The 23,203-nt window shown below is 71.0% G+C and carries 20 protein-coding genes, 1 pseudogene and 1 riboswitch; of the genes and pseudogenes, 9 read left to right on the forward strand and 12 right to left on the reverse strand.

The window, feature by feature from the left end:
* Positions 1 to 3: 3 nt before the first annotated feature.
* On the reverse strand, positions 4 to 1,119 hold the full coding sequence (locus tag ACT53Q_RS07295) for an NHL repeat-containing protein (protein WP_476186004.1): 1,116 nt from the start codon (positions 1,117 to 1,119) through the stop codon (positions 4 to 6).
* 132 nt (positions 1,120 to 1,251) lie between these two features.
* Positions 1,252 to 1,383, forward strand: a riboswitch (SAM riboswitch).
* A gap of 86 nt (positions 1,384 to 1,469) precedes the next feature.
* On the opposite strand from ACT53Q_RS07295, the gene metX reads away from it, so the two are divergent.
* Genes metX through ACT53Q_RS07310 form a run of 3 tightly spaced genes read left to right on the forward strand, consistent with a single transcriptional unit; the run spans position 1,470 to position 4,854 of the window.
* A complete protein-coding gene (metX, locus tag ACT53Q_RS07300) occupies positions 1,470 to 2,510 on the forward strand; it encodes a homoserine O-succinyltransferase MetX (RefSeq protein WP_476186005.1) in 1,041 nt (346 codons plus the stop codon).
* Positions 2,507 to 3,733 (forward strand): O-succinylhomoserine (thiol)-lyase, encoded by a 1,227-nt coding sequence (locus ACT53Q_RS07305; RefSeq protein ID WP_476186006.1) that lies wholly within the window; start codon positions 2,507 to 2,509, stop codon positions 3,731 to 3,733. The genes metX and ACT53Q_RS07305 overlap by 4 nt, the downstream gene beginning before the upstream one ends.
* A complete protein-coding gene (locus ACT53Q_RS07310) occupies positions 3,730 to 4,854 on the forward strand; it encodes a Rossmann-fold NAD(P)-binding domain-containing protein (protein WP_476186007.1) in 1,125 nt (374 codons plus the stop codon). The genes ACT53Q_RS07305 and ACT53Q_RS07310 overlap by 4 nt, the downstream gene beginning before the upstream one ends.
* On the opposite strand, the gene ACT53Q_RS07315 is transcribed toward ACT53Q_RS07310, so the two are convergent.
* Positions 4,842 to 7,046: a putative bifunctional diguanylate cyclase/phosphodiesterase gene (locus tag ACT53Q_RS07315; protein ID WP_476186008.1), complete on the reverse strand. Its 2,205-nt coding sequence runs from the start codon at positions 7,044 to 7,046 to the stop codon at positions 4,842 to 4,844. The two genes, ACT53Q_RS07310 and ACT53Q_RS07315, sit on opposite strands and share 13 nt — an antisense overlap.
* Positions 7,047 to 7,267: 221 nt before the next feature.
* Positions 7,268 to 8,650 (reverse strand): L-serine ammonia-lyase, encoded by a 1,383-nt coding sequence (locus ACT53Q_RS07320; protein ID WP_476186009.1) that lies wholly within the window; start codon positions 8,648 to 8,650, stop codon positions 7,268 to 7,270.
* A 90-nt stretch (positions 8,651 to 8,740) separates the two neighbouring features.
* On the opposite strand from ACT53Q_RS07320, the gene ACT53Q_RS07325 reads away from it, so the two are divergent.
* Both ACT53Q_RS07325 and ACT53Q_RS07330 read left to right on the forward strand, forming a co-directional pair.
* Positions 8,741 to 8,995 carry a glutaredoxin family protein gene (locus ACT53Q_RS07325; protein WP_476186010.1) on the forward strand — a complete coding sequence of 85 codons (255 nt, stop codon included), beginning with the start codon at positions 8,741 to 8,743 and terminating at the stop codon, positions 8,993 to 8,995.
* A 2-nt stretch (positions 8,996 to 8,997) separates the two neighbouring features.
* Positions 8,998 to 9,570, forward strand: coding sequence for a hypothetical protein (locus ACT53Q_RS07330; protein ID WP_476186011.1), 573 nt, complete (start codon positions 8,998 to 9,000; stop codon positions 9,568 to 9,570).
* Between the two features lie 7 nt (positions 9,571 to 9,577).
* Here ACT53Q_RS07330 and ACT53Q_RS07335 read toward each other — a convergent pair whose 3' ends face one another.
* Genes ACT53Q_RS07335 through ACT53Q_RS07345 form a run of 3 tightly spaced genes read right to left on the reverse strand, consistent with a single transcriptional unit; the run spans position 9,578 to position 11,492 of the window.
* Positions 9,578 to 10,150, reverse strand: a complete 573-nt coding sequence (locus ACT53Q_RS07335) for a YceI family protein (protein ID WP_476186012.1) — start codon at positions 10,148 to 10,150, stop codon at positions 9,578 to 9,580.
* 20 nt (positions 10,151 to 10,170) lie between these two features.
* Entirely contained in the window at positions 10,171 to 10,788 is a 618-nt protein-coding gene (locus tag ACT53Q_RS07340) for a cytochrome b (RefSeq protein WP_476186013.1), read from the reverse strand.
* Positions 10,785 to 11,492 carry a YceI family protein gene (locus ACT53Q_RS07345; RefSeq protein WP_476186014.1) on the reverse strand — a complete coding sequence of 236 codons (708 nt, stop codon included), beginning with the start codon at positions 11,490 to 11,492 and terminating at the stop codon, positions 10,785 to 10,787. The genes ACT53Q_RS07340 and ACT53Q_RS07345 overlap by 4 nt, the downstream gene beginning before the upstream one ends.
* Positions 11,493 to 11,648: 156 nt before the next feature.
* Between ACT53Q_RS07345 and ACT53Q_RS07350 the strand changes: the two genes are divergently transcribed.
* Positions 11,649 to 15,215, forward strand: a complete 3,567-nt coding sequence (locus ACT53Q_RS07350) for a hybrid sensor histidine kinase/response regulator (RefSeq protein ID WP_476186015.1) — start codon at positions 11,649 to 11,651, stop codon at positions 15,213 to 15,215.
* A 444-nt stretch (positions 15,216 to 15,659) separates the two neighbouring features.
* Here the strand turns inward: ACT53Q_RS07350 and ACT53Q_RS07355 are convergent, their stop codons facing one another.
* The 5 genes from ACT53Q_RS07355 to ACT53Q_RS07375 form a co-directional block, all read right to left on the reverse strand.
* Positions 15,660 to 16,337: a hypothetical protein gene (locus tag ACT53Q_RS07355; RefSeq protein WP_476186016.1), complete on the reverse strand. Its 678-nt coding sequence runs from the start codon at positions 16,335 to 16,337 to the stop codon at positions 15,660 to 15,662.
* Positions 16,338 to 16,363: 26 nt separating this feature from the next.
* Positions 16,364 to 17,446 carry a uroporphyrinogen decarboxylase gene (gene hemE, locus ACT53Q_RS07360; RefSeq protein WP_476186017.1) on the reverse strand — a complete coding sequence of 361 codons (1,083 nt, stop codon included), beginning with the start codon at positions 17,444 to 17,446 and terminating at the stop codon, positions 16,364 to 16,366.
* A gap of 53 nt (positions 17,447 to 17,499) precedes the next feature.
* Complete coding sequence (locus ACT53Q_RS07365; RefSeq protein WP_476186018.1) at positions 17,500 to 17,754, reverse strand: WGR domain-containing protein; 255 nt, start codon at positions 17,752 to 17,754, stop codon at positions 17,500 to 17,502.
* A 70-nt stretch (positions 17,755 to 17,824) separates the two neighbouring features.
* Positions 17,825 to 18,937, reverse strand: coding sequence for a 3-dehydroquinate synthase (aroB, locus tag ACT53Q_RS07370; protein ID WP_476186019.1), 1,113 nt, complete (start codon positions 18,935 to 18,937; stop codon positions 17,825 to 17,827).
* Complete coding sequence (locus ACT53Q_RS07375) at positions 18,934 to 19,503, reverse strand: shikimate kinase (protein ID WP_476186020.1); 570 nt, start codon at positions 19,501 to 19,503, stop codon at positions 18,934 to 18,936. The genes aroB and ACT53Q_RS07375 overlap by 4 nt, the downstream gene beginning before the upstream one ends.
* A gap of 71 nt (positions 19,504 to 19,574) precedes the next feature.
* Between ACT53Q_RS07375 and ACT53Q_RS07380 the strand changes: the two genes are divergently transcribed.
* The gene (locus ACT53Q_RS07380) at positions 19,575 to 19,778 is read left to right on the forward strand and encodes a dodecin family protein (RefSeq protein ID WP_476186021.1); all 204 of its coding nucleotides are present in this window, start codon (positions 19,575 to 19,577) and stop codon (positions 19,776 to 19,778) included.
* Between the two features lie 29 nt (positions 19,779 to 19,807).
* Here the strand turns inward: ACT53Q_RS07380 and ACT53Q_RS07385 are convergent, their stop codons facing one another.
* A complete protein-coding gene (locus tag ACT53Q_RS07385; protein ID WP_476186022.1) occupies positions 19,808 to 20,638 on the reverse strand; it encodes a kinase in 831 nt (276 codons plus the stop codon).
* Positions 20,639 to 20,673: 35 nt separating this feature from the next.
* Here ACT53Q_RS07385 and pdxH point away from each other — a divergent pair.
* Positions 20,674 to 21,270 (forward strand): annotated as a pseudogene (gene pdxH / locus ACT53Q_RS07390) (pyridoxamine 5'-phosphate oxidase); the annotation flags it as partial.
* A gap of 1,006 nt (positions 21,271 to 22,276) precedes the next feature.
* Positions 22,277 to 23,074: a cobalamin-binding protein gene (locus ACT53Q_RS07395; protein ID WP_476186023.1), complete on the forward strand. Its 798-nt coding sequence runs from the start codon at positions 22,277 to 22,279 to the stop codon at positions 23,072 to 23,074.
* Positions 23,075 to 23,203 lie beyond the last annotated feature (129 nt).

A 23,203-nucleotide genomic window follows, 5' to 3' on the forward strand; every position in this document is an offset into this window, starting at 1 on the left:
CGGTCAGAAGCAGCGGGGATCGAGTTTCAGCGCGGTCGCGATGTCGTGCAGGTCGAACGCCGCCACCGACAGGTCGTCGTGCACCGCGAACAGCGCGCCGTGCGGGAAGCGCGGACTGGGCGTCGTGCGCAGCGCGATGCCGTCGGTCGCGGCCACGGTGTCGCCGTGCAGGCTGCCGACGCGCTTGAGCGTGCGGCGATCGAACAGGTGGAACACCGTGCGTTCCGCCGACTGGTCGACCGCCACCCAGTAGCCGCGCGCGACCGGGCCGTCCCTGGTGGCGTCGCTGCGGCAGGCCCACAGCGCCACGCCTTCGGCCTCGTAGGCGAAGGGTTCGCCGGGGATGCGGCGGCCGGTCGGGCGGCCGGCGAAGGTGTATTCGCGCAACGTCGAATGCGGCAGCGATTCGTCGGCGATCATCAGCCGGGACTGCGCCGGGTCGCCGGCGATCGATTCGACGATCTTCAGCGCCTCGGTTTCGTCGGTGGCGCCGAAATGCGCCGCCGCGGTCGCCTCCGGCAGGCCGTCGGCGTCGAAGCGCACGCGGTAGCGCTGCACACGGTGGTCCAGCGTCTCCAGCGACGGCACCACGTCGAAATGCTCGCCCAGCATGTAGTTGTCGGTGACGAACAGATCGACCGAGCCGTCGGCCGCGGGCATCAGCCACAGCCCGTACGGCGAGCGCAATTCGCCCTGGCCGAACGTGCCCAGCGGGCGGAAGTCGGGCAGCGACAGCACCTGCACGCGGTGGTTGTCGCGTTCGACCACGAACACCCGGTCGCCGGCGACGGCGATCCCGTTCGGACGCTTGAACCTGCCGTCCTCCGTGCCCTTGCCGCCGACGTCGCGCAGGCGGGTGCCGGTGTCCGCATCGAACACCACCAGCCGGTGCGACGACTTGGCGGTGGCGATCAGCCACTGCGCGCCGTCCGGGGCGCGCCAGGTGGCCATCGAATCGAGTTCCTCGCCGGGCTGCGGCGCGGACACGTAGGCCTCGGCCACGCGCACGCCGCCGAGGTCGGGGGCGGCGGTCGCCTGGCGGGCCGGGGCGGCGGCGCAACCGGCCAGCAGGCAGGCGAGGAGGGCGGTCGGGAACAGCGGGCGCCGGGGCGCGGACATCGGGATTCGCATCGTCGCGAGTATCGCCGATGCGCGGCGCCGGTCACAGCGTCGACCTTGGTCGCATGACATGCCATCGCTTCATGCGGATAAAGCGATTGACATCCGGAAAAAGCTCGGGCAAGCTGCCTGCATCCATCAAGATCCGGCTGAGGGACAGGCCCGAAGACGCCGGGGCAACCTGATGGCAGCGAGCGCGGAGCGCACGCAGCCGTCGAGGTGCCAATTCCTGCGGGGACCTGTCGGTCCACCGGAAGATGGTTGCGCGCAGCGGCTGCGTCATGCCGTGCGCTCAGCAGTTTTCGGTCTCCCCGCGGGCTCGATGGGCCCTTTCCCCGGAGACCGTCGCCATGTCCCTCGCCTTCGCCGAAACGCCCGCCGCCTCGCTCGCGTCGCGGCCCGCCTTTGCCCCGGCCGATGCCGCCGTCGATGCCCGCCGCGGCCGCGTTTCCGCACGCCTGCGCCTGCGCCATGCCGGCGAGCGCGACCTGCGCATCGCCTGGGAACTGGCCGGTCCGGCCGATGCGCCTGTGGTGATCGCCGCCGGCGGCATCTCCGCGCACCGCCACGTGGTGTCCACCGCCGCGTTTCCGGAAGCGGGCTGGTGGGAAGGCCAGAACGGCGTCGGGCTGGACCTGCGCCGCGTGCGCGTGCTCGCCATCGACTGGCTGGGCGCCGACGGCACGCTGGACGCGGTGATCGACAGCGCCGACCAGGCCGATGCGCTTGCCGCGGTGCTCGACGCACTCGGCATCGCGCGCGTCGCCGCCTTCCTCGGCAGCTCCTACGGCGCGATGGTCGGCCTGCAGTTCGCCGCGCGGCATCCGCGCCGCGTCGGCCGCCTGCTCGCGATCAGCGGCGCGCACCGCGCGCATCCCTTCGCCAGCGCGTGGCGTGCGCTGCAGCGCCAGGCGGTGGCGCTGGGCCAGCTGCAGTGCGACGAAGCGCAGGGCCTGGCGCTGGCGCGGCAGCTGGCGATGCTGAGCTACCGCACGCCGGAAGAGTTCGCGGAGCGCTTCGACGACGCGCCGGCGGTGGCCCACGGCCGCGTCCGCGTCGCCGCCGAGGATTACCTCGAACATTGCGCCGCCGCGTGGGTCGCGCGCACCTCGCCGACGGCTTTCCTGCGCCTGTCCGAATCCATCGACCTGCACCGCATCGACCCGGCCGCGGTGGCGGTGCCGACGACGGTCGTCGCGATCGAGGAAGACCGCCTCGTGCCGCAGGAGGATCTCGCCGCACTGGCCGCGGCGCTGCCGCAGGGCACGCTGCGCGTGCTGCGCTCGAAGGTCGGCCACGACGCCTTCCTGGTCGAGACCGCGGCGATCGCCGGACTCGTGCGCGAGACCCTCGACACCGCTGCGTTCGACGCCTGCGGAGGTGCGGCATGAGCGCGCATTTCGACGGCGCCGCCGCCTCCTCCCGCCCGCAGACCGCCACGCGCGCCGTGCGCGCCGGCATCGATCGCGACACCGCCTTCGGCGCGGTCACCCCGCCGCTGGTGCTGTCGTCCAACTTCAGCTTCGCCGGCTTCGGCGAGAAGCGGCAGTACGACTACACCCGCAGCGGCAATCCCACCCGCGACCTGCTGGCCGAGGCGCTGGCGTCGCTGGAAGGCGGCGCGTCCGCGGTGGTCACTTCCACCGGCATGTCCGCGATCACACTGCTGCTGCACGCGCTGCTGTCGCCGGGCGATCGCCTGGTGGTGCCGCACGACGCATACGGCGGCAGCTGGCGCCTGTTCAACGCGCTGGCGAAAAAGGGCGCGTTCGAGCTGATCACCATCGACTTCACCGACCCGCGCGCGCTCGCCGACGCGCTGGCGCAGCAGCCGAAGGTGGTGTGGATCGAAACCCCGTCCAACCCGCTGCTGCGCATCACCGACCTGCGCTTCGTGATCGAGGCCGCGCACGCGGCCGGCGCGCTGGCGGTGGTCGACAACACCTTCCTGTCGCCCGCGCTGCAGACGCCGATCGCGTTCGGCGCCGACTACGTGCTGCATTCGACGACGAAGTACATCAACGGCCACAGCGACGTGGTCGGCGGCGCGGTGATCGCGAAGGACGCCGAGGCCGGCACGCAGCTGACGTGGTGGGCGAACGCGCTGGGCATCACCGGCGCGCCGTTCGACAGCTTCCTCACGCTGCGCGGCCTGCGCACGCTGGATGCGCGCCTGCGCGTGCACCAGGAGAACACGCAGGCGATCGTCGCGCTGCTCGAAGACCATCCCGCGGTGCGCGCGCTGCACTATCCGGGGCTGGCCTCGCATCCGGGCCACGCGGTGGCTGCACGCCAGCAGACCGGCTTCGGCGCGATGCTGAGCCTCGAACTCGAAGGCGGCGAAGCGGCCGTGCGCGCGTTCGTCGACGGGCTGGAACTGTTCACGCTGGCCGAATCGCTGGGCGGCGTGGAAAGCCTGGTCGCGCACCCGGCGACGATGACGCACGCGGCGATGACCGCCGAAGCGCGCGCCGCTGCCGGCATTTCCGACGGGCTGGTGCGGCTGTCGGTGGGCATCGAGCATGCCGACGATCTCGTCGCCGACCTCGCCGCCGCGCTCGATCGCGCCGCGGCCGTCGCCGACGTCGAGCTGCGCAAACTGGGCACGCGATGAACGCCGCCGTCGCGCCCGCCTCGTCGCCGGTCGCGACGGCCCACGCCCCCGCGCCTGCACGCATCGCGTTGCTCGGCACCGGCACCGTCGGCCGCGCCGTGCTTGAAAGACTCGCGACGTGGGAAGCGACGCCCGACACCGCGCCCGCCGTGGCGCTGTCGCTGGTGCACGTGGCGAACTCGCGCACGTGGTTCCGTCCCGAGAGCTGCGTCAGCGCGCGCCTGCGCGCGTCGCGGCGCGCGGTGGCCGGCCCGGCGGTGTCGCTCGACGACCTGCCATCGCGGCTCGGCGACGACGGCGTGCGCATCGTGCTCGACGCCACCGCCAGCGACCTCGTCGCCGACCGCCACGCCGAATGGCTCGCGCGCGGCCTGCACGTCGTCACCGCCTGCAAACTGGGGCAGGGCACGTCGCTGGCGCGCTGGCGGGCGATCCGCGATGCGCAGCGCATCGGCGATGCCCGCTACGGCGACAGCGCCACCGTCGGCGCCGGGCTGCCGGTGCTGCATGCACTCCGCGCGCTGCAGGCCGGCGGCGACCGCATCCACGCCGTCGCCGGCGTGCTGTCGGGCTCGCTGGCGTGGCTGTTCCACCATTACGACGGCCTGCGCCCGTTCTCGGGCTTCGTGCGCCAGGCGCGCGAAGCCGGCTACACCGAGCCCGACCCGCGCGAGGACCTCAGCGGCGAAGACGTGCGCCGCAAGCTGCTGATCCTCGCCCGCGCCGCCGGCGTCGCGCTGGACGCCGGCGCGGTCGCGGTCGATTCGCTGGTGCCGCCGGCGCTGGCCGCGCTCGCCGTCGACGGGGTCGACGCCGCGCTGCCGCAGCTCGACGCACCGCTGCGCGAGCGTTACGCCGAGGCGTACAAGCGCGGCGAGAAGCTGCGCTTCATCGCGCGTCTGGAAGACGGCCGCGCGCGCGTCGGCCTGGAAGCGCTGCCGGCCGAGCATCCGTTGGCCGGTGGCGCCGGCACCGACAACCGCGTCGCGATCTGGTCCGACCGCTACCGCGCGCAGCCGCTGGTGATCCAGGGTCCCGGCGCCGGGGCGGAGGTCACCGCCGCCTCGATGCTGGACGACGCGCTGGCGATCGTGCGCGGGCGTTCGCCTCAGATCGAATAACTCTCCGCGCCGCCGCCGACCGTGCGCGACGGTGCGAAGAAGCTTTCCAGCGGTTCCGGGCGGTGCAGTGCGAAGCCCTGCGCGAAGTCCACGCCCAGCGCGCGCAGGGTCACGCAGGTGGTGGCCGTCTCGACGTGTTCGGCGATGGTGCGCTTGTCGAGCACGTGGGCGATGTCGGTGATCGAGCGCACGATCGCGGTCGACAGCGCGGAGTCCTCCAGCCCGCGCACGAAGCTGCCGTCGATCTTGAAATAGTCGACGTCGAGCGCGCGCAGGTAGTTGAACGAGCAGAAGCCGGTGCCGAAATCGTCGAGCGCGAACCGGCAGCCCAGCGCGCGCAGCTGGTCGATCAGCGACTGCGCTTCGGCCAGGTCGCGCACGGCCGTGCTTTCGGTGATCTCGAAGCACAGCTTGCCCGGCGGCACGCTGCTGCGGCGTACGCGATCGAGCAGGAAGCGCCGGAACGGTTCGTCGACCATCGACGCGGCGGTCAGGTTGATCGCGCAGCGGCGCAGCCCGGCGACCGCGTCCGGCCGGCGCTCGAACCAGCCCAGCGCGAGTTCGATGACGTGGCGGTCCAGGCGCACGCCGAGATGGAAGCGTTCGGCCGCCGGAATGAACACGCCCGGCGTCAGCACCTGGCCGGTGTCGGGATCGCGCATGCGCAGCAGCAGTTCGATCGCGCGGCCGGTCACGGGCTCGTCGCCCAGCGGCGAGATCGCCTGGCAGTACAGCTCGAACCAGCCGTGCTCCAGCGCGTCGCGGATCCGCACCGCCCAGCGCATGGCCTCGTTGCGTGCCTCCAGTTCGCCGGGCGAACTGCCGACCACGCAGATGCGGTTGCCGCCGAGTTCCTTCGCGGCGAAGCAGGCGCTGTCGACCAGCGACAGCAGGTCGAACAGATGCGTGCGACCGGCCGTGAACATCGCCACGCCGAGGCTGGCGGTGACGTTCAGCCCCTGGTCCTGCCAGCCCACGCGAAAGCGTTCGATCGCCGCGCGCGCGGCTTCGGCGCGTTGCTGCACGGCATCGGCGTCGCCGTGCACCAGCAGCGCGAATTCGTCTCCGCCGATGCGGAACACCTGGCCTTCCGGGCCCACCAGCGTGCGCAGCAGCGAGCCGATCGCCTGGATCACGGCATTGCCGGCGGCATGGCCGGAGGTGTCGTTGATCACGCTGAGGTGGTCCAGGTCGAGGTAAGCGACGCCGCCGAGCGCGTCGCGGTGCTGCAGCGCGCGGCCCAGCGCATCGATGAACGCCGAGCGGTTGGGCAGCCCGGTGGCGGCATCGGTGGTGGCGCGCAGCAGCGCGCGGCGGTTGGCCTGGCGCTGCTCGATCACCGCTGCCAGCAGCATCAGCGGGATGAACGCGAACACGCACAGGAAGACCAGCAGCAGCGCGGCGTCGAGCGGCGCGGCCGGCGCGCGGAAACCGATCAGCCCCAGGCCGGTGAGGCTGGTCAGCGTCACCACGGTCACGCCGGTCCCGAGCACGGTCCACGAGGGCGGGAAGCGCAGCGCCGTCCAGACCAGCAGCGCCAGCGGCAGCGTGCTGATGCCCAGTGCGTAGAAGCTGACGCGCAGGCTGAGCAGGTAGAACAACACGCCGAACAGCGCGGCGCAGCACGCCCACAGGACGTACTCGAACCGGCGCGGCTCGCCGGGCGGCAGGCCGCCGGTGATGTCGCGCGGGCGGGGCTGGGTGATCAGCAGCACCGATGGCGTCAGCGACACGATCCCGAGCAGGTCGGCCATGCTCCACTGCGCGAACGTCGGCCAGAAGGTGCCCGGATCGGCCATGCCGGTCGCGAGCATGCCGCTGCCGCCGATCAGCGCCGCCAGCACCGAGGCCACGCCGGCGCCGCACAGCAGCGCCAGCCCGTTGCGCACGCCGATGCGCACCGGGCCCTCCGACAGCGCGCGGAACACGCGCTCGCCGGCCAGCGTGCCGACCACGTTGCTGACTACCGAGAACGGCAGGAACAGCGTCGGCACCGGTTCCCAGAGCAGGTGGGCCAGCACGACGGGCAGCGGGATGAACAGGGCCCAGCGCGGCCCGTAGCGGACGACGGCGGCGTACGCGACCCCGGCCGCCGGCCAGAACAGAGTGACGTCCTCGGGCGTTCGCATGAACACGCCCGCGTACCAGACGCCGAGCAGGTACAGGCCCGACAGCCACAGCACTCGCAGCACGATGGCATCTCCCGGTGGTCGCGAAACGGAACGGACGAGACGGTTCGGCGGCCAGCGGCACGTCGACGGGGGAGTACGGCTCGCCGTTCAGAATGCGCCAAGCCGGGGCGGCTGCCAAGCCGTCCCGGGGCGCGGTGGCGCCGGACGCTCTCATCCGATGGTCGATATCGCGCCGGCCGCCCATCGTCGGGGCGGCCGAGGGCCGGTCCGGCCCCCGCGGCTCAGCACTCGATGACGTTGACCGCCAGCCCGCCGCGGCTGGTTTCCTTGTATTTGTCCTGCATGTCGCGGCCGGTGTCGCGCATGGTGCGGATCACCTTGTCGAGGCTGACCTTGTGCTCGCCGTCGCCGCGCAGCGCCATGCGCGAGGCGTTGATCGCCTTCACCGCGCCCATCGCGTTGCGTTCGATGCACGGGATCTGCACCAGACCGCCGATCGGGTCGCAGGTCAGGCCGAGGTTGTGTTCCATGCCGATCTCGGCGGCGTTCTCGATCTGCGCGGGCGTGCCGCCGAGCGCGGCGGTGAGGCCGGCGGCGGCCATCGAGCAGGCGACGCCGACCTCGCCCTGGCAGCCGACCTCGGCGCCGCTGATCGAGGCGTTTTCCTTGTAGAGGATGCCGATCGCGGCGGCGGTCAGCATGAAATCGAACACGCCCTGTTCGTTCGCGCCGGCGCAGAAGCGGTCGTAGTAGTGCAGCACCGACGGGATGATGCCCGCGGCGCCGTTGGTGGGCGCGGTGACGACGCGGCCGCCGGCGGCGTTCTCTTCGTTCACCGCCAGTGCGTAGAGGTTCACCCAGTCGAGCACGGTCAGCGGGTCGCGCATCGCCGCTTCCGGACGCGACGACAGCTCCGCCTGCAGGCTGGGCGCGCGCCGGGTCACGTGCAGGCCGCCGGGCAGGGTGCCGGTCTCGCGGATGCCGCGGCGCACGCACGACTGCATCGCGTCCCAGATCTCGCGCAGGCCGGCACGGATGGCGTCGTCGTCGCGCCACGCGCGCTCGTTGGCGAACATCAGTGCGGCGATGCTCAGGCCGCTGCGCTGGCACTGCGCCAGCAGCTCGGCGCCGCTGCGGAACGGATGCGGCAGTTCGGTGGTGTCGGCGACGATGCGGTCTTCGGCCGCTTCGTCCTGGTTCACGACGAAGCCGCCGCCGACGGAGTAGTAATCGCGGGTGGCGATCTCGGCGCCCGCGGCGTCGTAGGCGGAGAAGCGCATGCCGTTGGTGTGGAACGGCAGCTTCTGGCGCTTGTTCATGATCAGGTCGCGCTTCTCGTCGAAGTCGATCGCATGCCGGCCCAGCAGCTGCAGCCGCTTCTCGCCGCGGATGCGCGCCAGCGCTTCCGGGATGAGGTCGGGGTCGATCTCGTTCGGCCAGTGGCCTTCCAGGCCCATCAGCACGGCCTTGTCGGTGCCGTGGCCGCGCCCGGTCAGCGCCAGCGAGCCGAACACCTCGGCGCGCACCCGCGCGACGCGCGCGAGGTCGCCGGCTTCGTCCAGCCAGTGCGTGGCGAACCGGCAGGCGGCGCGCATCGGCCCGACCGTGTGCGAGGAGCTCGGACCGATGCCGATCTTGAACAGGTCGAAGGTGCTGACGGCCATGCGGCGGCTCCGGTGACGGTGCGCGGCAGATGCCGGCGCGGCGGGGCGCTATTCTATGCCCCATCACTCCTGCGACAGGGACGGCGGCGTATGGTGGCTCGCAAGTCGGGATTCCTGCTCTACCAGCGCGACGATTGCCATCTGTGCGATCGCGCGATCGGCGTGCTGGCGCAGGCACGCCTGCCCGAGTTCGACAGCGTGTTCGTCGACGACGATGCGGCGCTGGAAGCCACCTACGGCCACCGCCTGCCGGTGCTGCGCCGCGACGACGGCGCCGAGCTCGACTGGCCGTTCGATGCGGCCATGGTCGCGGACTGGGCCAGTGGCACGGGTATCGGCAAATGAACATGAACCGCCAGCGCGGCATGACCGCCGCACGCCTGCGATGCGCGGCCGCGTGCCTGCTGCCGGCGATGCTGGCCGGCGCCGTGGCCGCCGGACCGAAGACGCCGGCCCCGTCGCCCGCGCTGCTGCGCATGCACGACGAGTTCGTGCTGGCGTTCATCGACAGCGAAGGTTTCGGCCGGACCCGGTTGCCGGCGATGGCGCGGGTGCTGCACAAGCCGGTCGCCGACTCGCCCTGGTTCGTGGCCGATCTCGAACTGATCGGCGTGGCGAAGCACGATCCGCCGCGCGCGTTCGGCAGCGGCTTCTCGATGGACGTGTTCCACCGACCCGCCAAGGCGGTGCCGTTGCAGCGCGGCCCCGGTCGCCCGATCACGGACGAAGAGCGCCAGGCGCTGCGTGCGCTCGACGCGGGCGAGCGCCTGGTGGTGGTGCCGGACGGCGCGGGGCTGCGGGTCACCGGCGCGATCCGCGCCGGCGACGAATGCCTCGGCTGCCACAAGCGCAAACGCGCCGGCGACATGCTCGGCGCGTTCGTCTACCGCCTGTGGCCGGTGAAGCCCGACGCGCAGTGACGCGGGCTCAGTGCGCCGCCGGCGCCGTCAGCTTGGGCTGGAAGATCACCTTGGTCGCGATCTGGATCTCGTTCGGGATCACGCCGGTATCGGCCCAGTCGCCGCTGCCGACGCCGAAGTCCAGCCGTTTCACCACCGCGGTGCCGGCGAGCACCGGCTTCGCGCCCGCGGTCCAGGTGAAGGTCAGCGTCACCGGCTTGGCGACGCCGCGCAGCGACAGCACGCCGTCGGCGGCGTACTTGTTGCCGCCGAGGCTGCGGAACTTGGTCGCGGTGTAGCGGGCCTGCGGGAACTTGCCGCTGTTGAAGAACGACCCGCCGCGCAGCTCGCTGTCGTAGTCGGGATTGCCCGCGGTGGCGGTGGCCAGCGGGATGACGACGTCGAGCTTCGCCGTCGCCAGTTTCGTCGGGTCGAACGAGAACACGGTGCCGAAGCCGGGGAAGCGGCCGTTGAAGGCCTCGCCCTGGTACTTGCCGGTGAAGGTCAGGCTGGAACCGGCGGCCTGGGTGTAGTCGGCGGCGAACGCCGGCGCGACGAGCGCGGCGGCGAGGACGAGGGTGGACAGCGTGGTGCGCAACATGGGCATGGCTCCTGGAAACGTCATTCGGCGGGGGTATCGCCACCAGAGGTGGCCGGCGGGGCATCGGTTGCGCCGGCCGTACCGGTCTTCAGCCAGCCTTTGGGCAGCATCCGCGCGAGGGTGGCGTCGCCCTGGAACAGGTGGTGGTAGAACGCCGCGCCGGCGTGCATCACGACCAGCAGCGCCAGCGCCCAGAACATCAGCTCGTGCGCCTCTTCGGCCAGTTCGTGCAGGTCGTGGTTGCGCTCGACGATGTGCGGCAGGTTCACCAGGTGGAACCACTGCAGCGGGAAGCCCGCGGCGGAATTCAGCACCCAGCCGCTGATCGGGATCGCGAACAGCAGCCCGTAGATCGCGAGATGGGTGACGCCGGCGATGCGCAGCTGCCACGTCGGCGTGCCCGCCACGTGCGCGGGCGAACCGGCGTACAGGCGCCACAGCAGGCGCAGCGCGACCAGCCCGAGGATGGTGATGCCGACCGACTTGTGCAGGGCGTAGGTCTGGATCTTGCCCGGTCCGTTGGGCAGGTCGCCCATGGTCAGGCCGAGGTAGGCCATGTAGAGGATCAGGGCGGCGATGGTCCAGTGCAGCAACTGGCTGATGGCGCCCCAGCGGTCGGCGGTGTTCTTCAGGGTCATGGCGTGGAGTCCGTGTCGGAGTCGGAAGGCGTGTCGGCGGAGGTCGCTGCCGGAACAGAGGTGGCGTCGGGCGATTCGGTTGCGTCGTCGTCGCTGCCGTCGGCGCGGGCGCGCACGGCCTCGGCCTCGATTCGCAGCTCGACCGCGTCGCCGATCACCGACGGCCAGGCGTCGATGCCGAAGGCCTTGCGGCTGAGCGATGCGGTGGCCGAGAACCCGACCGTGCGCCGGAACGGCGGCAGCGGGTGGCGCTTGAGCGCATTGAGGGTGACGTCCAGCACGACCTCGCGCGAGACGCCGTGCAGGGTGAGCGTGCCGTGGACGCGGGCGCGGTCCGGCGCCAGCGGCTCGACCGTGGTGGAGGCGAACTCGGCGACGGGAAAGCGTGCGACGTCGAGCAGGTTGCCGGCCAGCGCCGCGCGGTTCCACGCGGCGTCGCCGAGGTCGGCGCGGGCCAGCGGCACGCGGGCGTGCAGGCGCGCGGTGGTCCAGTCGTCCGGGTCGAAATCCAGCGTGCCGGTGCTGCCGGACACCGTGCCCAGCGCATGCGAGAAACCGGCGTGCTCGATCGCGAACAGCACCCGCGTATGCACCGGATCGAGCCGGTAGTGCGCGGGGTCGGCCGCATGGGCGTGGCCGATCAGCAGCAGGCCGGCGACGAGGGACAGGCCCTGGCGGCGGACAGAACGGGCGATGGATGGCATCGACGGACACCTCCGCGTCGGGTTTGCCGGATTCTAGGCCATGCCGCAGGATGTGCCCGTCCGCGACCGCAACGATCCGTCGCGGACATGACGTCGGCACGGGGCGCGCGGGATCGACGCGCAGGGGGAGGCATGCGGACAGGGAGCGTCTGGACGATGGCGACGCTCGATGGGCTCGTGAAGGCGATCGTGCTCGCGGTTGTCGTGCTGGCGGCTGCGCTGCGGCCGGCCTCGGCAGCCGTGGTCGACGCATCCTCCGCCGACGCGGCCCCGCGATTGGTGCATTTCGGCGCCGCGCAGGGACTGTCGCCCACGCTGTCGGACATCGTCGTCGACCGCGAGGGCTATGTCTGGCTCGCCACGGGCGACGGACTGGCCCGCTACGACGGCACCGGCTTCCGCTTCTGGCGGCGCGAGATCGGCCGTGCGCCGACGCTCCCCGGCAACGAGATCACCGTGCTGCACGTCGATGCCCGCGACCGGCTGTGGATCGCGAGCTGGTATGGCCTGGTGTGGATGGACCGCGACCGGGATCGCCTGCATCCGGTGGTCTTCCCGGGGGAGGCTGCGGTGTGTGCGAATGACATTGAAACCATGGCCTCGACTGCGGATGGTACGCTCTGGTTGTTTACGACAATTGGCTATTTATGTCGTATCAGTCCGGATGGCACTGTGGCTCGCCTGCGACCATCAAGGGGGCATTCTTTTTTTGGTGATGGCCTAGTGGTAGCCATGACCCTCCGCCCCTCCGGCACGCTGCTCGTCGGCACCGCGGACGGTCTGTGGCGTCTCGATCCGCGCCGCGTGCCGGTGCAGGCCGAACGTGTCCGCCTGCCCGGGCTGGGCGATGCCGGGGTCTATGCCTTCAGCCCGGCGCCGGACGATGGCCTCTGGGTCGCCGGCGACACCCGGCTGCTGCGGCTGGATCGCAACGACCGTCCACTGCCGCTGCCCTGGCCGGCGCCGCGCGAGACCCGGCGGGCGATGGTGGCGGTCGACGCCGCCGGCGATGCGTGGATCGGCACTTATGACGGCCTGTACCGGCGCGGTCGCGATGCCGGCGAACGCGATGCCGTGGCCGGTGACGCGCGCGATGCCCGGTTCGGCGTGACCGATGGCGCGGTGCGGGTGGTGGCCGATCACGAAGGTGGCGTGTGGATCGCCGGTTATTCGCAGGGGCTGTTCCACGTGCCGCCGGGGCCGCCGCGCTTCCGCCGCGCGGCCTTGCCGGCGGACGATGCCTCGCCCTACCTGCAGAGCGCGACGCTGGATACCGCCGGCGAGGCTTGGGCGCTGAGCGCCGGCGGACTCTATCGCCAGGGGCGCGATGACGGTGCCCTGGTCCGGATCGCCGACGCCGCATCGCTCGGGCTCGCGATGCCCAGGGCGGTCCGCGCCTGCGACGACGGCCGCATCGCCATCGCCGACGACGAGGGTGCGCTGGTGTTCGACCGTGCGACCCGGCGCGTGCGGCGGGTGCTGCGCATCGACGATCCGGCCGACTCGCACCGGCCCGAAACGCTGGCCTGCGATCCCGCCGGGCGGCTGTGGGTGTCGCTGTATGGCGGCGACCTCGTGCTGCTGCCGCCGGACGGCGGCCCCGCGCGGCGTTTCGATGCGAACGCGACCATCGGCGGCGAGGCCGAGGCCTTCATCGACCTGCGCTTCGCGCCCGACGGCGCGCCGTGGTACAGCGATGGCCATGCGCTGCGCCGCTGGGACGGACAGGCGTTCCGGATCGTGCCGGTGGTGCCCGGCGAATACGTCTACGCGCTCGACTTCGCCGCTGCCGACCAGTTGTGGGTCACGCGCTTCGGCAGTCTCGAACGCTATCGCTGGGACGGGCGACGCCTGCATCTGCTCGAACGGCTGTCCGTGGATGCGGGTATCCCGAACGCCGAGATGCGCAGCCTGCGCGTCTCGGCGGACGGCCAGCTGTGGGCGAACAGCGTGCGCGGCCTGCTGCAGTACGACCTTGCGGCGAAACGGGCGCGGGTCTTCGGGCTGGCCGATGGCCTGCCGGAACTCGACCTCGCCGTCGACCAGCTCGCCCGCGGTCCGCGCGGCAGCGGCGTGGTGCTCGCCGGCCGCGAGCTGGTGCGCTTCGATCCCGATCGCCCGCTGCCGGCCACGCACCCGTCGCCGCTGTCGATCGAGACGCTGTCGCTGCGGCGCGGCGAGGACACGGTGGAGTTCGATCCGGCCTCGCCCGAGGGTGTGGTCGTGCGGCCCGGCGACCGCGACCTGCGCGTCGTCGCGCGGGTGATGTCCTACGTCAATCCGGTGCGGCATCGCTACCGCTTCCGGCTGCACGGCTTCGATCCGGACTGGGTGATGCAGGGCGACGAGGGCGAGCGTGGCGAACGCGTCTTCTCGACGCTGGCGCCGGGGCGCTACGTGCTGGACGTGCAGGGCGCGAATGCGGAGGGCGTGTGGTCGCCGGTGCGGAAGATCGTCCTGCGGGTGGAGGCGCCGTGGTGGCGGCGCTGGTGGGCGATCGCGCTGTACGCGCTGGCGGCGGCGTCGCTGTTGCTGTGGCTGGCCTGGCTCGACCGGATGCGCGCGCGGCGCCGGCACGCCTACCAATTGATCCAGCAGAAGCGCGAACTCGCCGAACAGGCCTCGCAGGCCAAGAGCCGCTTCCTCGCCAACCTCGGCCACGAAGTGCGCACGCCGATGACCGGCGTGCTCGGCATGAGCGAACTGCTGCTGTCCACGTCGCTGGACACGAAGCAGCGCGGTCACGTGCAGGCGATCCGCCGTGCCGGCGACCACCTGTTGCGACTGGTGAACGACGCGCTGGATCTCGCGCGGATCGAAGCCGGACGCTTCGAGTTGCAGGAGGCGCCGTTCGCGCTCGTGCCGCTGGTCGAGGAAGTCGTCGGCCTGATGCGCCCGCTGGCCGAGCGCAAGGGCCTGCGCTTCGTCGTGTCGTTCGACGACGACGCGCGCGGCGGCTGGCACGGCGACGCCACGCGGCTGCGCCAGATCCTGCTGAACCTGCTCGGCAACGCGATCAAGTTCACCGAGCGTGGGGAGGTGGCGCTGTCGGTCGAGACGCTCGCGCCGCAGGGCCTGCGTTTTGCGGTCTCCGATACGGGGCCGGGGCTCGATGCCGAACAGCAGCGCCGGCTGTTCCGCCGCTTCGAGCAGGCCGAAGGCGCGCGCACCGCCAGCCGTTACGGCGGCAGCGGGCTGGGGCTGGCGATCTGCCAGGAACTCGCGGTGGCGATGGGCGGCGGCATCGAGCTCGCCAGCGCGCCGGGCGAAGGCGCCTGCTTCACCGTGCGCCTGCCGCTGGCGCGCGCCGCGCTGCCGGCCGATGCGATCGCCGCACCTGCAGTCACCGCGGTGCCGGTGCGCGACGTGCTGCTGGTCGAGGACGACCCGACCGTCGCCGACGTGCTCACCGGTCTGCTGCAGGCGCAGGGGCATCGCGTCGTGCACGCGGCGCACGCGCTGGCGGCGCTGTCCGCTCAGGCGACAAAGCGTTTCGACCTCGCATTGCTCGATCTCGACCTGCCCGGCATGGATGGCCTCGCGCTCGCGCGCCAACTGCGCGCGTCGGGCTTCGATCGGCCGATGGTCGCGATCACCGCCCGCGCCGATCCCGAAGCCGAACCGCAGGCGCTGGCCGCCGGCTTCGACGCGTTCGTGCGCAAGCCGGTGACGGGCGAGCGTCTGGCGGAGATCGTCGCGCACCACGCCGAAACGACGTCGTAGGGCGGGCCCCGGCCCGCCGTCTTTGCCGGGGCAGGCAACATCGGGCGAACAGGATCCGTCATCCCGGTGAGCGCCGGGATCCAGCTCTGAACGCACTACTGTTGTTCGTAGGTTTCGCTCGCTGCCGCGAGCGAGTCACCTTTCTTTGCTTGTGCAAAGAAAGGGTGACCCAAAGAAAGCACACCCCGTCGGTCGCGCCCGGCGCGTTGCGCCGGGTGCACGGATTTCGCGGGGTTTTTCGACAGGACGTCCCTGTCCTGTCGAAAAACGCGCGGCGTCCTGCCGCGCGCCCTGCGGGCCTGATCCGCGAAGCCCGTCGCGACCAGGGGATGGCAGGTCAACGTCAAATTCAAAAAAGCCAAGCAGGCTTGGCTTTGAACGCCGGAAGTGATCTTTTGAAACTGGCGCGATGTGCTATGCAGAACTTTTGTCGATGATGATCAATCAAGGGGCCAAAATCGGAATGTCCGCCAAGAGCGCTTCAGCGATCTCAAAAACTGCGCCCGCGTCGGCAATGCATTGAGCGTGAAGTGGGATAGCAGAGCTTTCTCTGGGCCTGCTTACGTAGGTTGGAGTGAAATCCCGTGCACCCGTGGAATCGACAGACCAATAAGGAATGATGTATGGAGGAATTCGATGTGCGACAGGATCTCGTTGTGCGCTTATCCTCTTAAACCAGTCGCCGTAGGTCTTGGTTTTTGCCAATATTTTAGGTGGTAGATGGGTCTGAAATTTTGGTGAAAAGATGCCAATACCTTTTCTGATCTTGTTGTCGCTGAGGTTCATGGTCTTGTCCAGATCGCGTTGATAGGCGATCAGCCAAGCAATGTTGTCGCACGCGCCGACGCAGTTGAGAAGGAATGCATGCAAGTGTGCATTTCCCGATGATCGAATTTCTAGGCTGGCTTCGTTCTCGAGGTCGGGCGGCAGTTCGTCGAAGAAGAAGATCAAACAGCTTCGGATGATGCCGAGTCGCCTCGAGACTCCGTGAATCGCGTGCTCGCGAGCTTCTTCTCGCATGCGGGACGAGGCGATCATCAGGCTCGCGCTGAGGTCTGCGAGCTTCTTGATGATGATCCTGCTTTCTATCCAGATTTCGTCGATCTGATCTTCTGTATACATTTTCCGGGCTTGGAAAAGGAGAGTGTCTATGCCCTCGCACTCCCCGCATGCACCGCTTCCACCAGCGCCGCGACGTGGTCGGGGTTCATGTCGGGCGAGAGGCCGTGGCCGAGGTTGAAGACGTGGCCGTCGCGGGAGCCGCCGTTGCCGGCGGCGTAGCTGTCGAGGGCGTGGCGGACCTGGGCGCGGATGGCGTCGGGGCTGCCGTACAGCGTCGCGGGGTCGAGGTTGCCTTGGAGCGCGACCTGGCCGCCGATGCGGCGCGCGGCGTCGCCCAGTTCGATCAGCCAGTCGACGCCGACGGCGTCGGTGCCGGAGGCGGCGAGCTCTTCGAGATAGGGCGCGTTGCCCTTGCCGAACAGGATCAGCGGCGCGCGCTCGGCGCCGTCGCCGCGTTCGAGTTCCTTCGCGATGCGCACGAGGTAGGGCAGCGAGAATTCGCGGTACATCGCCGGGCTGAGCACGCCGCCCCAGGTGTCGAACACCTGCAGCGCCTGCGCGCCGGCGGCACGCTGCGCGGCGAGGTAGGCGATCACCGCGTCGGTGTTCACCGACAGGATGCGGTGCAGCAGGTCGGGTGCGTTCAAGGCCATGGCCTTGATCTTCGAGAAGTTGTCGCTGCCGCCGCCTTCGACCATGTAGCAGGCCAGCGTCCACGGGCTGCCGGAGAAGCCGATCAGCGGCACGCGGCCGTCGAGTTCGCGGCGGATCACGCGCACCGCGTCCATCACGTAGCGCAGCTCGGTCTCCATGTCGGGCACGGCGAGCTTGGCGACGTCCTCGGCGGTGCGCAGCGGGCGCTCGAACTTCGGGCCTTCGCCTTCGACGAAATACAGGCCCATGCCCATCGCGTCGGGCACGGTGAGGATGTCGGAAAAGAGGATCGCCGCGTCCAGCGGGAAGCGTTCCAGCGGCTGCAGCGTGACTTCGCAGGCCAGCTCGGGGTTCTTCGCCATCGCCAGGAAGCTGCCGGCCCGCTTGCGGGTGGCGCGGTACTCCGGCAGATAGCGTCCGGCCTGGCGCATCAGCCACACCGGCGTGCAGTCCACGGGTTCGCGGCGGAGCGCGCGCAGGAAGCGGTCGTTGCGGAGCGGGGAGGCCTGGGTCACGGGAAATCCTGGGAAGACGGAATGGGGGAAAACGCGGGCGGCGCGGCGCGCGCTCAGGGCGGCGCGTCGACGCCTTGCACGAACATCAGCTGGAAGCCCTTCTTCAGGGTCTGGTCGCGGGCGTGTTCGAACGCGGCGAGGGCGCTGGCCTGGTCGGCATGCTGTTCGCGGCGGACCGTGCTGCGGACACCGATCTGGCCGGTCTCGCGGACCAGCGTCCAGCCGCCGAACAGGTCGGCCTCCAGCTGCAACTGCACGAATTTCGGGGCTTCGTGGCCGTCGGGTCGTCGTTGCAGGAGGATGCGCATGGGGACGGATTGTAAGCGGGCGGCGGTCCGTGGCGGGCCGGGCGATGAGAGGCGATGACGGGCGGCGCGCTCAGTCGCCGAGCAGCACGTCCGCCAGCGCGCCTTCGGGCACGTCGTCGACGATCCGCGCCACGCCGGCGCCTTCCCACAGGATGAAGCGCAGGCCGGCGGCGTGGGCCTTCTTGTCCAGCCGCATCCGCGCGATCAGCCGGTCCGGCGCGAGGCCGTCCGGCAGCGCCGTCGGCAGGCCGAAGGCGTCCAGCAGGCCCTGCAGGCGCACGGCGTCGGCCGCCGGGGCCATGCCGAGATGGGCCGACAGCCGCGCGGCCAGCACCATGCCCACCGACACCGCTTCGCCGTGGTTCAGCACCTCGGAGCCGACGGTGCCGTAGCCCTGCTCGGTCTCGATGGCGTGGGCGAAGGTGTGGCCGAAGTTCAGCAGCGCGCGGTCGCCATGTTCGTACAGGTCGCGCTCGACGATGTCGGCCTTGTGCCGGCAACTGCGGGCGATGGCTTCCGTCAGCGCCGTGCGGTCGCGGGCCAGCAGCGCGGCCGCGTTCGCCTCCAGCCAGTCGAGGAAGGGCACGTCGGCGATCGCGCCGTACTTCACCACCTCCGACAACCCGGCGCGCAGTTCGCGGTCGGGCAGGGTGTCGAGCGCGGCGATGTCGGCGAACACCGCGCGCGGCGGATGGAAGGCGCCGACGAGGTTCTTGCCGTGCGGCAGGTCGACGGCGGTCTTGCCGCCGACCGAGGAATCGACCATCGCCAGCAGCGTGGTCGGCAGCTGGATGCAGTCGATGCCGCGCATCCAGCAGGCCGCGGCGAAGCCGGCGAGGTCGCCGACCACGCCGCCGCCCAGCGCCAGCACGCAGGCGTCGCGGGTGGCGCCGAGGCGGGCGAGGGCGTCGAGCGCCTCGGCGAAGTGCGCCAGGGTCTTGGCCTGTTCGCCGGGCGGCATCACGAAGCGGGCGAGGATCAGCTCCGGGCGCACGTTGTGCAGCGCCACTTCGACCCGCCGCGCGTACAGCGGCGACACGTGGTCGTCGCTGACGATCAGCGCGTGGCGGCCGCGCAGCCGCGAGGTCAGGGCGATGCCGTCGTCGAGCAGGCCTTCGCCGATGGCGATGGCGTAGGGATGGGGGCCGCCGATGTGGACGACCTGCAGGTCGGAAGCGCTCATGCCGGCTCCGTCGGAAGGGGGGAAGGCGGTGCCGCGTCGCGGGGCCACAGGCCGTGCAGGGCCTGCGCCAGCCGCGCGGCGGTGTCGTCGGCCGGGTCGGTGCCGCCGGTCGGGAACACCAGGTCGGCGACTTCGGCGTACAGCGGCGTGCGCTCCGCGGCCAGCCGGCGCAGCACGGCCTCGCGGTCGTCGCCGGCGATCAGCGGCCGCTTGCGGTCATTGGCCAGTCGCGCCAGTTGCTGCTCGACCTCGATCCGCAGGTGCACCACGTAGCCGCGTTCGCGCATCCGTGCCCGGCTGCCGGCGTCGAGCACCGCGCCGCCGCCGGTGGCGAGCACGCAGGCCGGGCCGTCCAGGAGGTTGGCCAGCGTCTCGCGCTCCAGCCGGCGGAAGCCGGCCTCGCCGTCGCGGGCGAACAGGGTCGGGATGTCGGCCCCGGCGCGGGCTTCGATCTCGCGGTCGAGGTCGACGAACGGCACGCCGCAGCGCTGCGCCAGCCGGCGGCCCAGCGCGCTCTTGCCGGCGCCCATCGGTCCGACCAGGACGAGGTGGGGGGCGGGGGACATCCCGGCATCTTAACAGTGCGGGCGTATGCTGCCGGTCCGGCGCTTCGCCGGTTCCGCACGAGGAACGCGTCATGTCCGTCGCCAAGATCATCGAAATCAATGCGTCTTCCCCGAACAGCATGGAAGACGCGGTGCGTTCCGGACTGAAGAAGTGCGCCGAGTCGGTGAAGAACATCAAGGGCGCCTGGGTCAACGAAACCAAGGTCGTCACCGACAACGACGGCAACGTGACCGAGTGGCGGGTCAACATGCGGGTCAGTTTCGTCGTCGAATGACCCCGCCGGCGCCGGTCATGCCGTGACGCTCAGTCCGCGACCCGGCGCCGCGCATCCAGCCGCAGCGTGCGGTCGGCGATCCCCGGCAGGCAGCGCAGCGCCTGCCGGCTGACGCGCTCGAAGTGCTGCACGAAGCGGTCGACCCCGGCGCGCGACAGCCGCATGCCGCCGCCCGGTCGCGCCTGCTCCTGCTGCCAGCGCCAGTCCGCCACCACGTCGAAGCCCGGCGGCTGCAGCCACAGCAGCCGATCGATCCGCGCCCACAGCGCTGGATAGTCGCGGCCGAGCGCCGCGTTGCACCAGCGGCGCCACGTGCCGTCGGCATCCTCGTCGCATTCGAATGCATTCACCGGCGTCGCCAGCGCCACGGCGTCCTCGGCCGGCACCTTCAGGCACCAGCCCTCGAAGACCAGCAGGTCGAGCGCCCCGACCGTCGGCCAGCGCGACGGTGGCAGGCGCCGGTCATGGCCCTTGTCGAACCGCGGCAGCCGCGTCGCGCGGTCGGCGCGCACCGCGTCCAGCGTCCCGCTCAGCAGCGCGACATCATGCGTGCCCGGCGGCCCGCGGGTCGCGAGCAACGGATGCACCGTGCGCGCCAGCCGCCGCCGCTCCCCGGGATTCAGGTAGCCGTCGTCGATCGACAGCGTCGCCGCACGCAGCCCGCGCGCCTTCGCCAGCGCGACCACCTGCGCCGCGAGCGTCGACTTGCCGCTGCCCTGCAGCCCGGCGATGCCGAAGACCCGGGCCTCGTGGCGCAGGGTGTCGTCGAGCAGGTCGGCGACGAGCGCCGGCGCGAAGCCGGGCCGGTCGACGCCGGTCGCGCCGGATTTGATCGTGGTCGGATGCGACGCCTGCGGCATCGGGCGACAATAGCGCAACGCCGCAAGGGACCCCCGCCATGTCGCTCCTGCACGAAGCGCTCGCCACGTTCGATGATCTGTACGCCCAGGCCAAGGCCGGCCTGCCCGAACCCACCGCGATGACCGTCGCCACCGCCACGCCCGACGGCCGCCCGTCGGCGCGCATGGCGCTGCTGAAGTCGCACGGCCCCGACGGGTTCGTGTTCTACACCCACCTCGACGGCCGCAAGGGCCGCGAACTGCAGGCCAACCCGCACTGCGCGCTGCTGTTCTTCTGGAAGGCGCTGGGCGACGACGGCGTGCAGGTGCGCATCGAGGGCGACGTCGAGATCGTCCCGGACGCCGAAGCCGACACCTACTTCGCGCAGCGTCCCCGCGACAGCCAGCTCGGCGCCTGGGCCTCGCACCAGTCCGAGACGCTGGAAAGCCGCGAGACCTTCGAGCAGCGCTTCGCCGACGCGAAGGCGCGCTTCGAGGGCGTCGATGTCCCACGCCCGCCGCGCTGGGGCGGCTTCCGCGTGAAGCCGCAGGCCATCGAGTTCTGGTACGGCGCCCAGTTCCGCCTGCACGAGCGGCACCTGTACGAATGCGGCGTGGATGGCGCGTGGACGAAGCGGATGCTGTATCCCTGACCTTCGGGTTACCGTCGGAGCGAAAGAAGGAACAGTCGACGTCGTTCTTCGGAGTTCGGCGTTGGCGGAAGCGGGAAGCGGGAAGCGGTCCCAGTCGACCGGGTGGCAACTGGCGGGCGGCGTGGCCGAGGCGCGGAACAGGGCGTGCACCTCCAGTTCGTACAGCGCGTTGCCCATGCCGCCCTTGAGTCCGGGTCCGATTTCGGTGGTCAGCCACTCGACATAGGCCTTCCTGAGGCCCCTCTGGAACGGGATGCGTGCGGTCACGTCGAACGACGATGGCACCGCGCGATCCAGCGCGTATCGCACGGCAGGCGAAGGATCGGCCCAGTAACCGTGCGGCCAGTCGTAGTAGGCGGCTTCAACCGGCATGCCGGAGCAGGGCAGGAACGCCGAGGTTTCGAACCCCGAGACGTAGAAGCCCGCGAGGGCGCGGAGGCGCCGGTGTTCGGCGGGTTCCGCGCAGTCGGCGATGACCCGGATCACCGCTTCCGCGCGTCCGTTCCGGATCACGAAAGGTGCCGTCCCGATGCGATGGCCCTCCATCCCGGCGATGCGCGTGGGGCAGCGCACCTCGATCTGCTCGCCCGGGTATGGCATCGGCCGGTGTTCTTCGTGGTGCCCGCGTGCGTCCGTGTGGCCGCGGCCGACCGCGACGCCTGCGACCGGCGTTCCGGTCCGTGCATCCCGCACATCGACGCTGAGAAGAAGTTTGCGCTCCCAACCCTCTGCCTCCGCATGGTCCACGTCGGCGGTGCGCGCGGCGCTCTCGGCCTCGCTTTCGGAATTTGCCGACGTCGCCGCCCCGGAGGGTGCATTGCTGTCGTCGCGCGTCGTCGCGTCGTCGGCGACGCGCGGTGCGGCAGCGTTCGTCCCTGCGGCATCGCGATCTCCGTGCGAAGACTCGCACCCTGCGGCGCAAACGATCATCAGGCAGGCGATGAGCGGCACAGGGCGCATCGGGCGACGGGTAGACTGGGCGACCGCTTCACTCTGCCACAGCCGCATGGGCCCGCAACGCATCGTCTGCCTGACCGAGGAACCGACCGAGGTGCTGTACGCGCTCGGCGAGCAGCACCGCATCGTCGGCATCAGCGGCTTCACCGTGCGGCCGGCGCGGGCGCGGAAGGAAAAGCCGAAGGTCAGCGCGTTCACGTCGGCGAAGATCGACGAGATCCTCCGGCTGCAGCCGGATTTCGTGGTCGGCTTTTCCGACATCCAGGCCGACATCGCGTCGGCGCTCATCAAGCACGGCGTCGAGGTGTGGATCAGCAACCACCGCGGCGTCGACGGCATCCTCGACTACGTGCGCCGGCTCGGCGCGCTGGTCGGCGTCGCCGAGCGCGCGAATGCATACGCCGACGAACTGCGCCGCGGGCTCGACGCCATCGCCGCGCAGGCGGCGACGCTGCCGCGACGGCCGAAGGTGTACTTCGAGGAATGGGACGAGCCGCAGATCACCGGCATCCGCTGGGTGTCGGAGCTGGTCGCAATCGCCGGCGGCGACGACGTCTTCCCCGAGCGCGCGGCCTCGTCGCTCGCGAAGGGCCGCATCCTCGAAGACCCCGACGAAGTGATCCGGCGCGCGCCGGACCTGATCCTCGGCTCGTGGTGCGGCAAGAAATTCCGGCCGGAGAAGGTCGCCGCGCGGCCCGGCTGGCAGGCGATCCCGGCGGTGCGCGACGGTGAACTGCACGAGATCAAGTCGCCGATCATCCTGCAGCCCGGCCCCGCCGCGCTCACCGACGGCGTGCGCGAGATCGCGCGGATCGTGCAGGCGTGGGCCGCCCGCGACGGGCGCTGAATTCCCGCTGTCATCCCGAGCGCAGCGAGGGAGCTGCCGTTGCGGCTCCGCTTTGCAGGAGCGACGTGAGTCGCGACCGCATGCGTCATCGGGTCGCGACGTGCATGGGCCCGCGCAGGCGACATCCGC

Source organism: Lysobacter sp. DMC97, assembly GCF_056313745.1.

Bases quoted from the DNA above. Each gene is read 5' to 3' on its own strand.
- ACT53Q_RS07345 (WP_476186014.1), bottom strand. From the start codon at position 11,492: ATGCCATCCATCGCCCGTTCTGTCCGCCGCCAGGGCCTGTCCCTCGTC.
- ACT53Q_RS07325 (WP_476186010.1), top strand. From the start codon at position 8,741: ATGGTGGCTCGCAAGTCGGGATTCCTGCTCTACCAGCGCGACGATTGC.
- ACT53Q_RS07385 (WP_476186022.1), bottom strand. From the start codon at position 20,638: ATGCCGCAGGCGTCGCATCCGACCACGATCAAATCCGGCGCGACCGGC.
- ACT53Q_RS07310 (WP_476186007.1), top strand. From the start codon at position 3,730: ATGAACGCCGCCGTCGCGCCCGCCTCGTCGCCGGTCGCGACGGCCCAC.
- ACT53Q_RS07340 (WP_476186013.1), bottom strand. From the start codon at position 10,788: ATGACCCTGAAGAACACCGCCGACCGCTGGGGCGCCATCAGCCAGTTG.
- ACT53Q_RS07335 (WP_476186012.1), bottom strand. From the start codon at position 10,150: ATGTTGCGCACCACGCTGTCCACCCTCGTCCTCGCCGCCGCGCTCGTC.
- ACT53Q_RS07320 (WP_476186009.1), bottom strand. From the start codon at position 8,650: ATGGCCGTCAGCACCTTCGACCTGTTCAAGATCGGCATCGGTCCGAGC.
- aroB (WP_476186019.1), bottom strand. From the start codon at position 18,937: ATGAGCGCTTCCGACCTGCAGGTCGTCCACATCGGCGGCCCCCATCCC.
- metX (WP_476186005.1), top strand. From the start codon at position 1,470: ATGTCCCTCGCCTTCGCCGAAACGCCCGCCGCCTCGCTCGCGTCGCGG.
- ACT53Q_RS07355 (WP_476186016.1), bottom strand. From the start codon at position 16,337: ATGTATACAGAAGATCAGATCGACGAAATCTGGATAGAAAGCAGGATC.
- ACT53Q_RS07350 (WP_476186015.1), top strand. From the start codon at position 11,649: ATGGCGACGCTCGATGGGCTCGTGAAGGCGATCGTGCTCGCGGTTGTC.
- ACT53Q_RS07395 (WP_476186023.1), top strand. From the start codon at position 22,277: ATGGGCCCGCAACGCATCGTCTGCCTGACCGAGGAACCGACCGAGGTG.
- ACT53Q_RS07365 (WP_476186018.1), bottom strand. From the start codon at position 17,754: ATGCGCATCCTCCTGCAACGACGACCCGACGGCCACGAAGCCCCGAAA.
- ACT53Q_RS07375 (WP_476186020.1), bottom strand. From the start codon at position 19,503: ATGTCCCCCGCCCCCCACCTCGTCCTGGTCGGACCGATGGGCGCCGGC.
- ACT53Q_RS07305 (WP_476186006.1), top strand. From the start codon at position 2,507: ATGAGCGCGCATTTCGACGGCGCCGCCGCCTCCTCCCGCCCGCAGACC.
- ACT53Q_RS07380 (WP_476186021.1), top strand. From the start codon at position 19,575: ATGTCCGTCGCCAAGATCATCGAAATCAATGCGTCTTCCCCGAACAGC.
- ACT53Q_RS07330 (WP_476186011.1), top strand. From the start codon at position 8,998: ATGAACCGCCAGCGCGGCATGACCGCCGCACGCCTGCGATGCGCGGCC.
- ACT53Q_RS07295 (WP_476186004.1), bottom strand. From the start codon at position 1,119: ATGTCCGCGCCCCGGCGCCCGCTGTTCCCGACCGCCCTCCTCGCCTGC.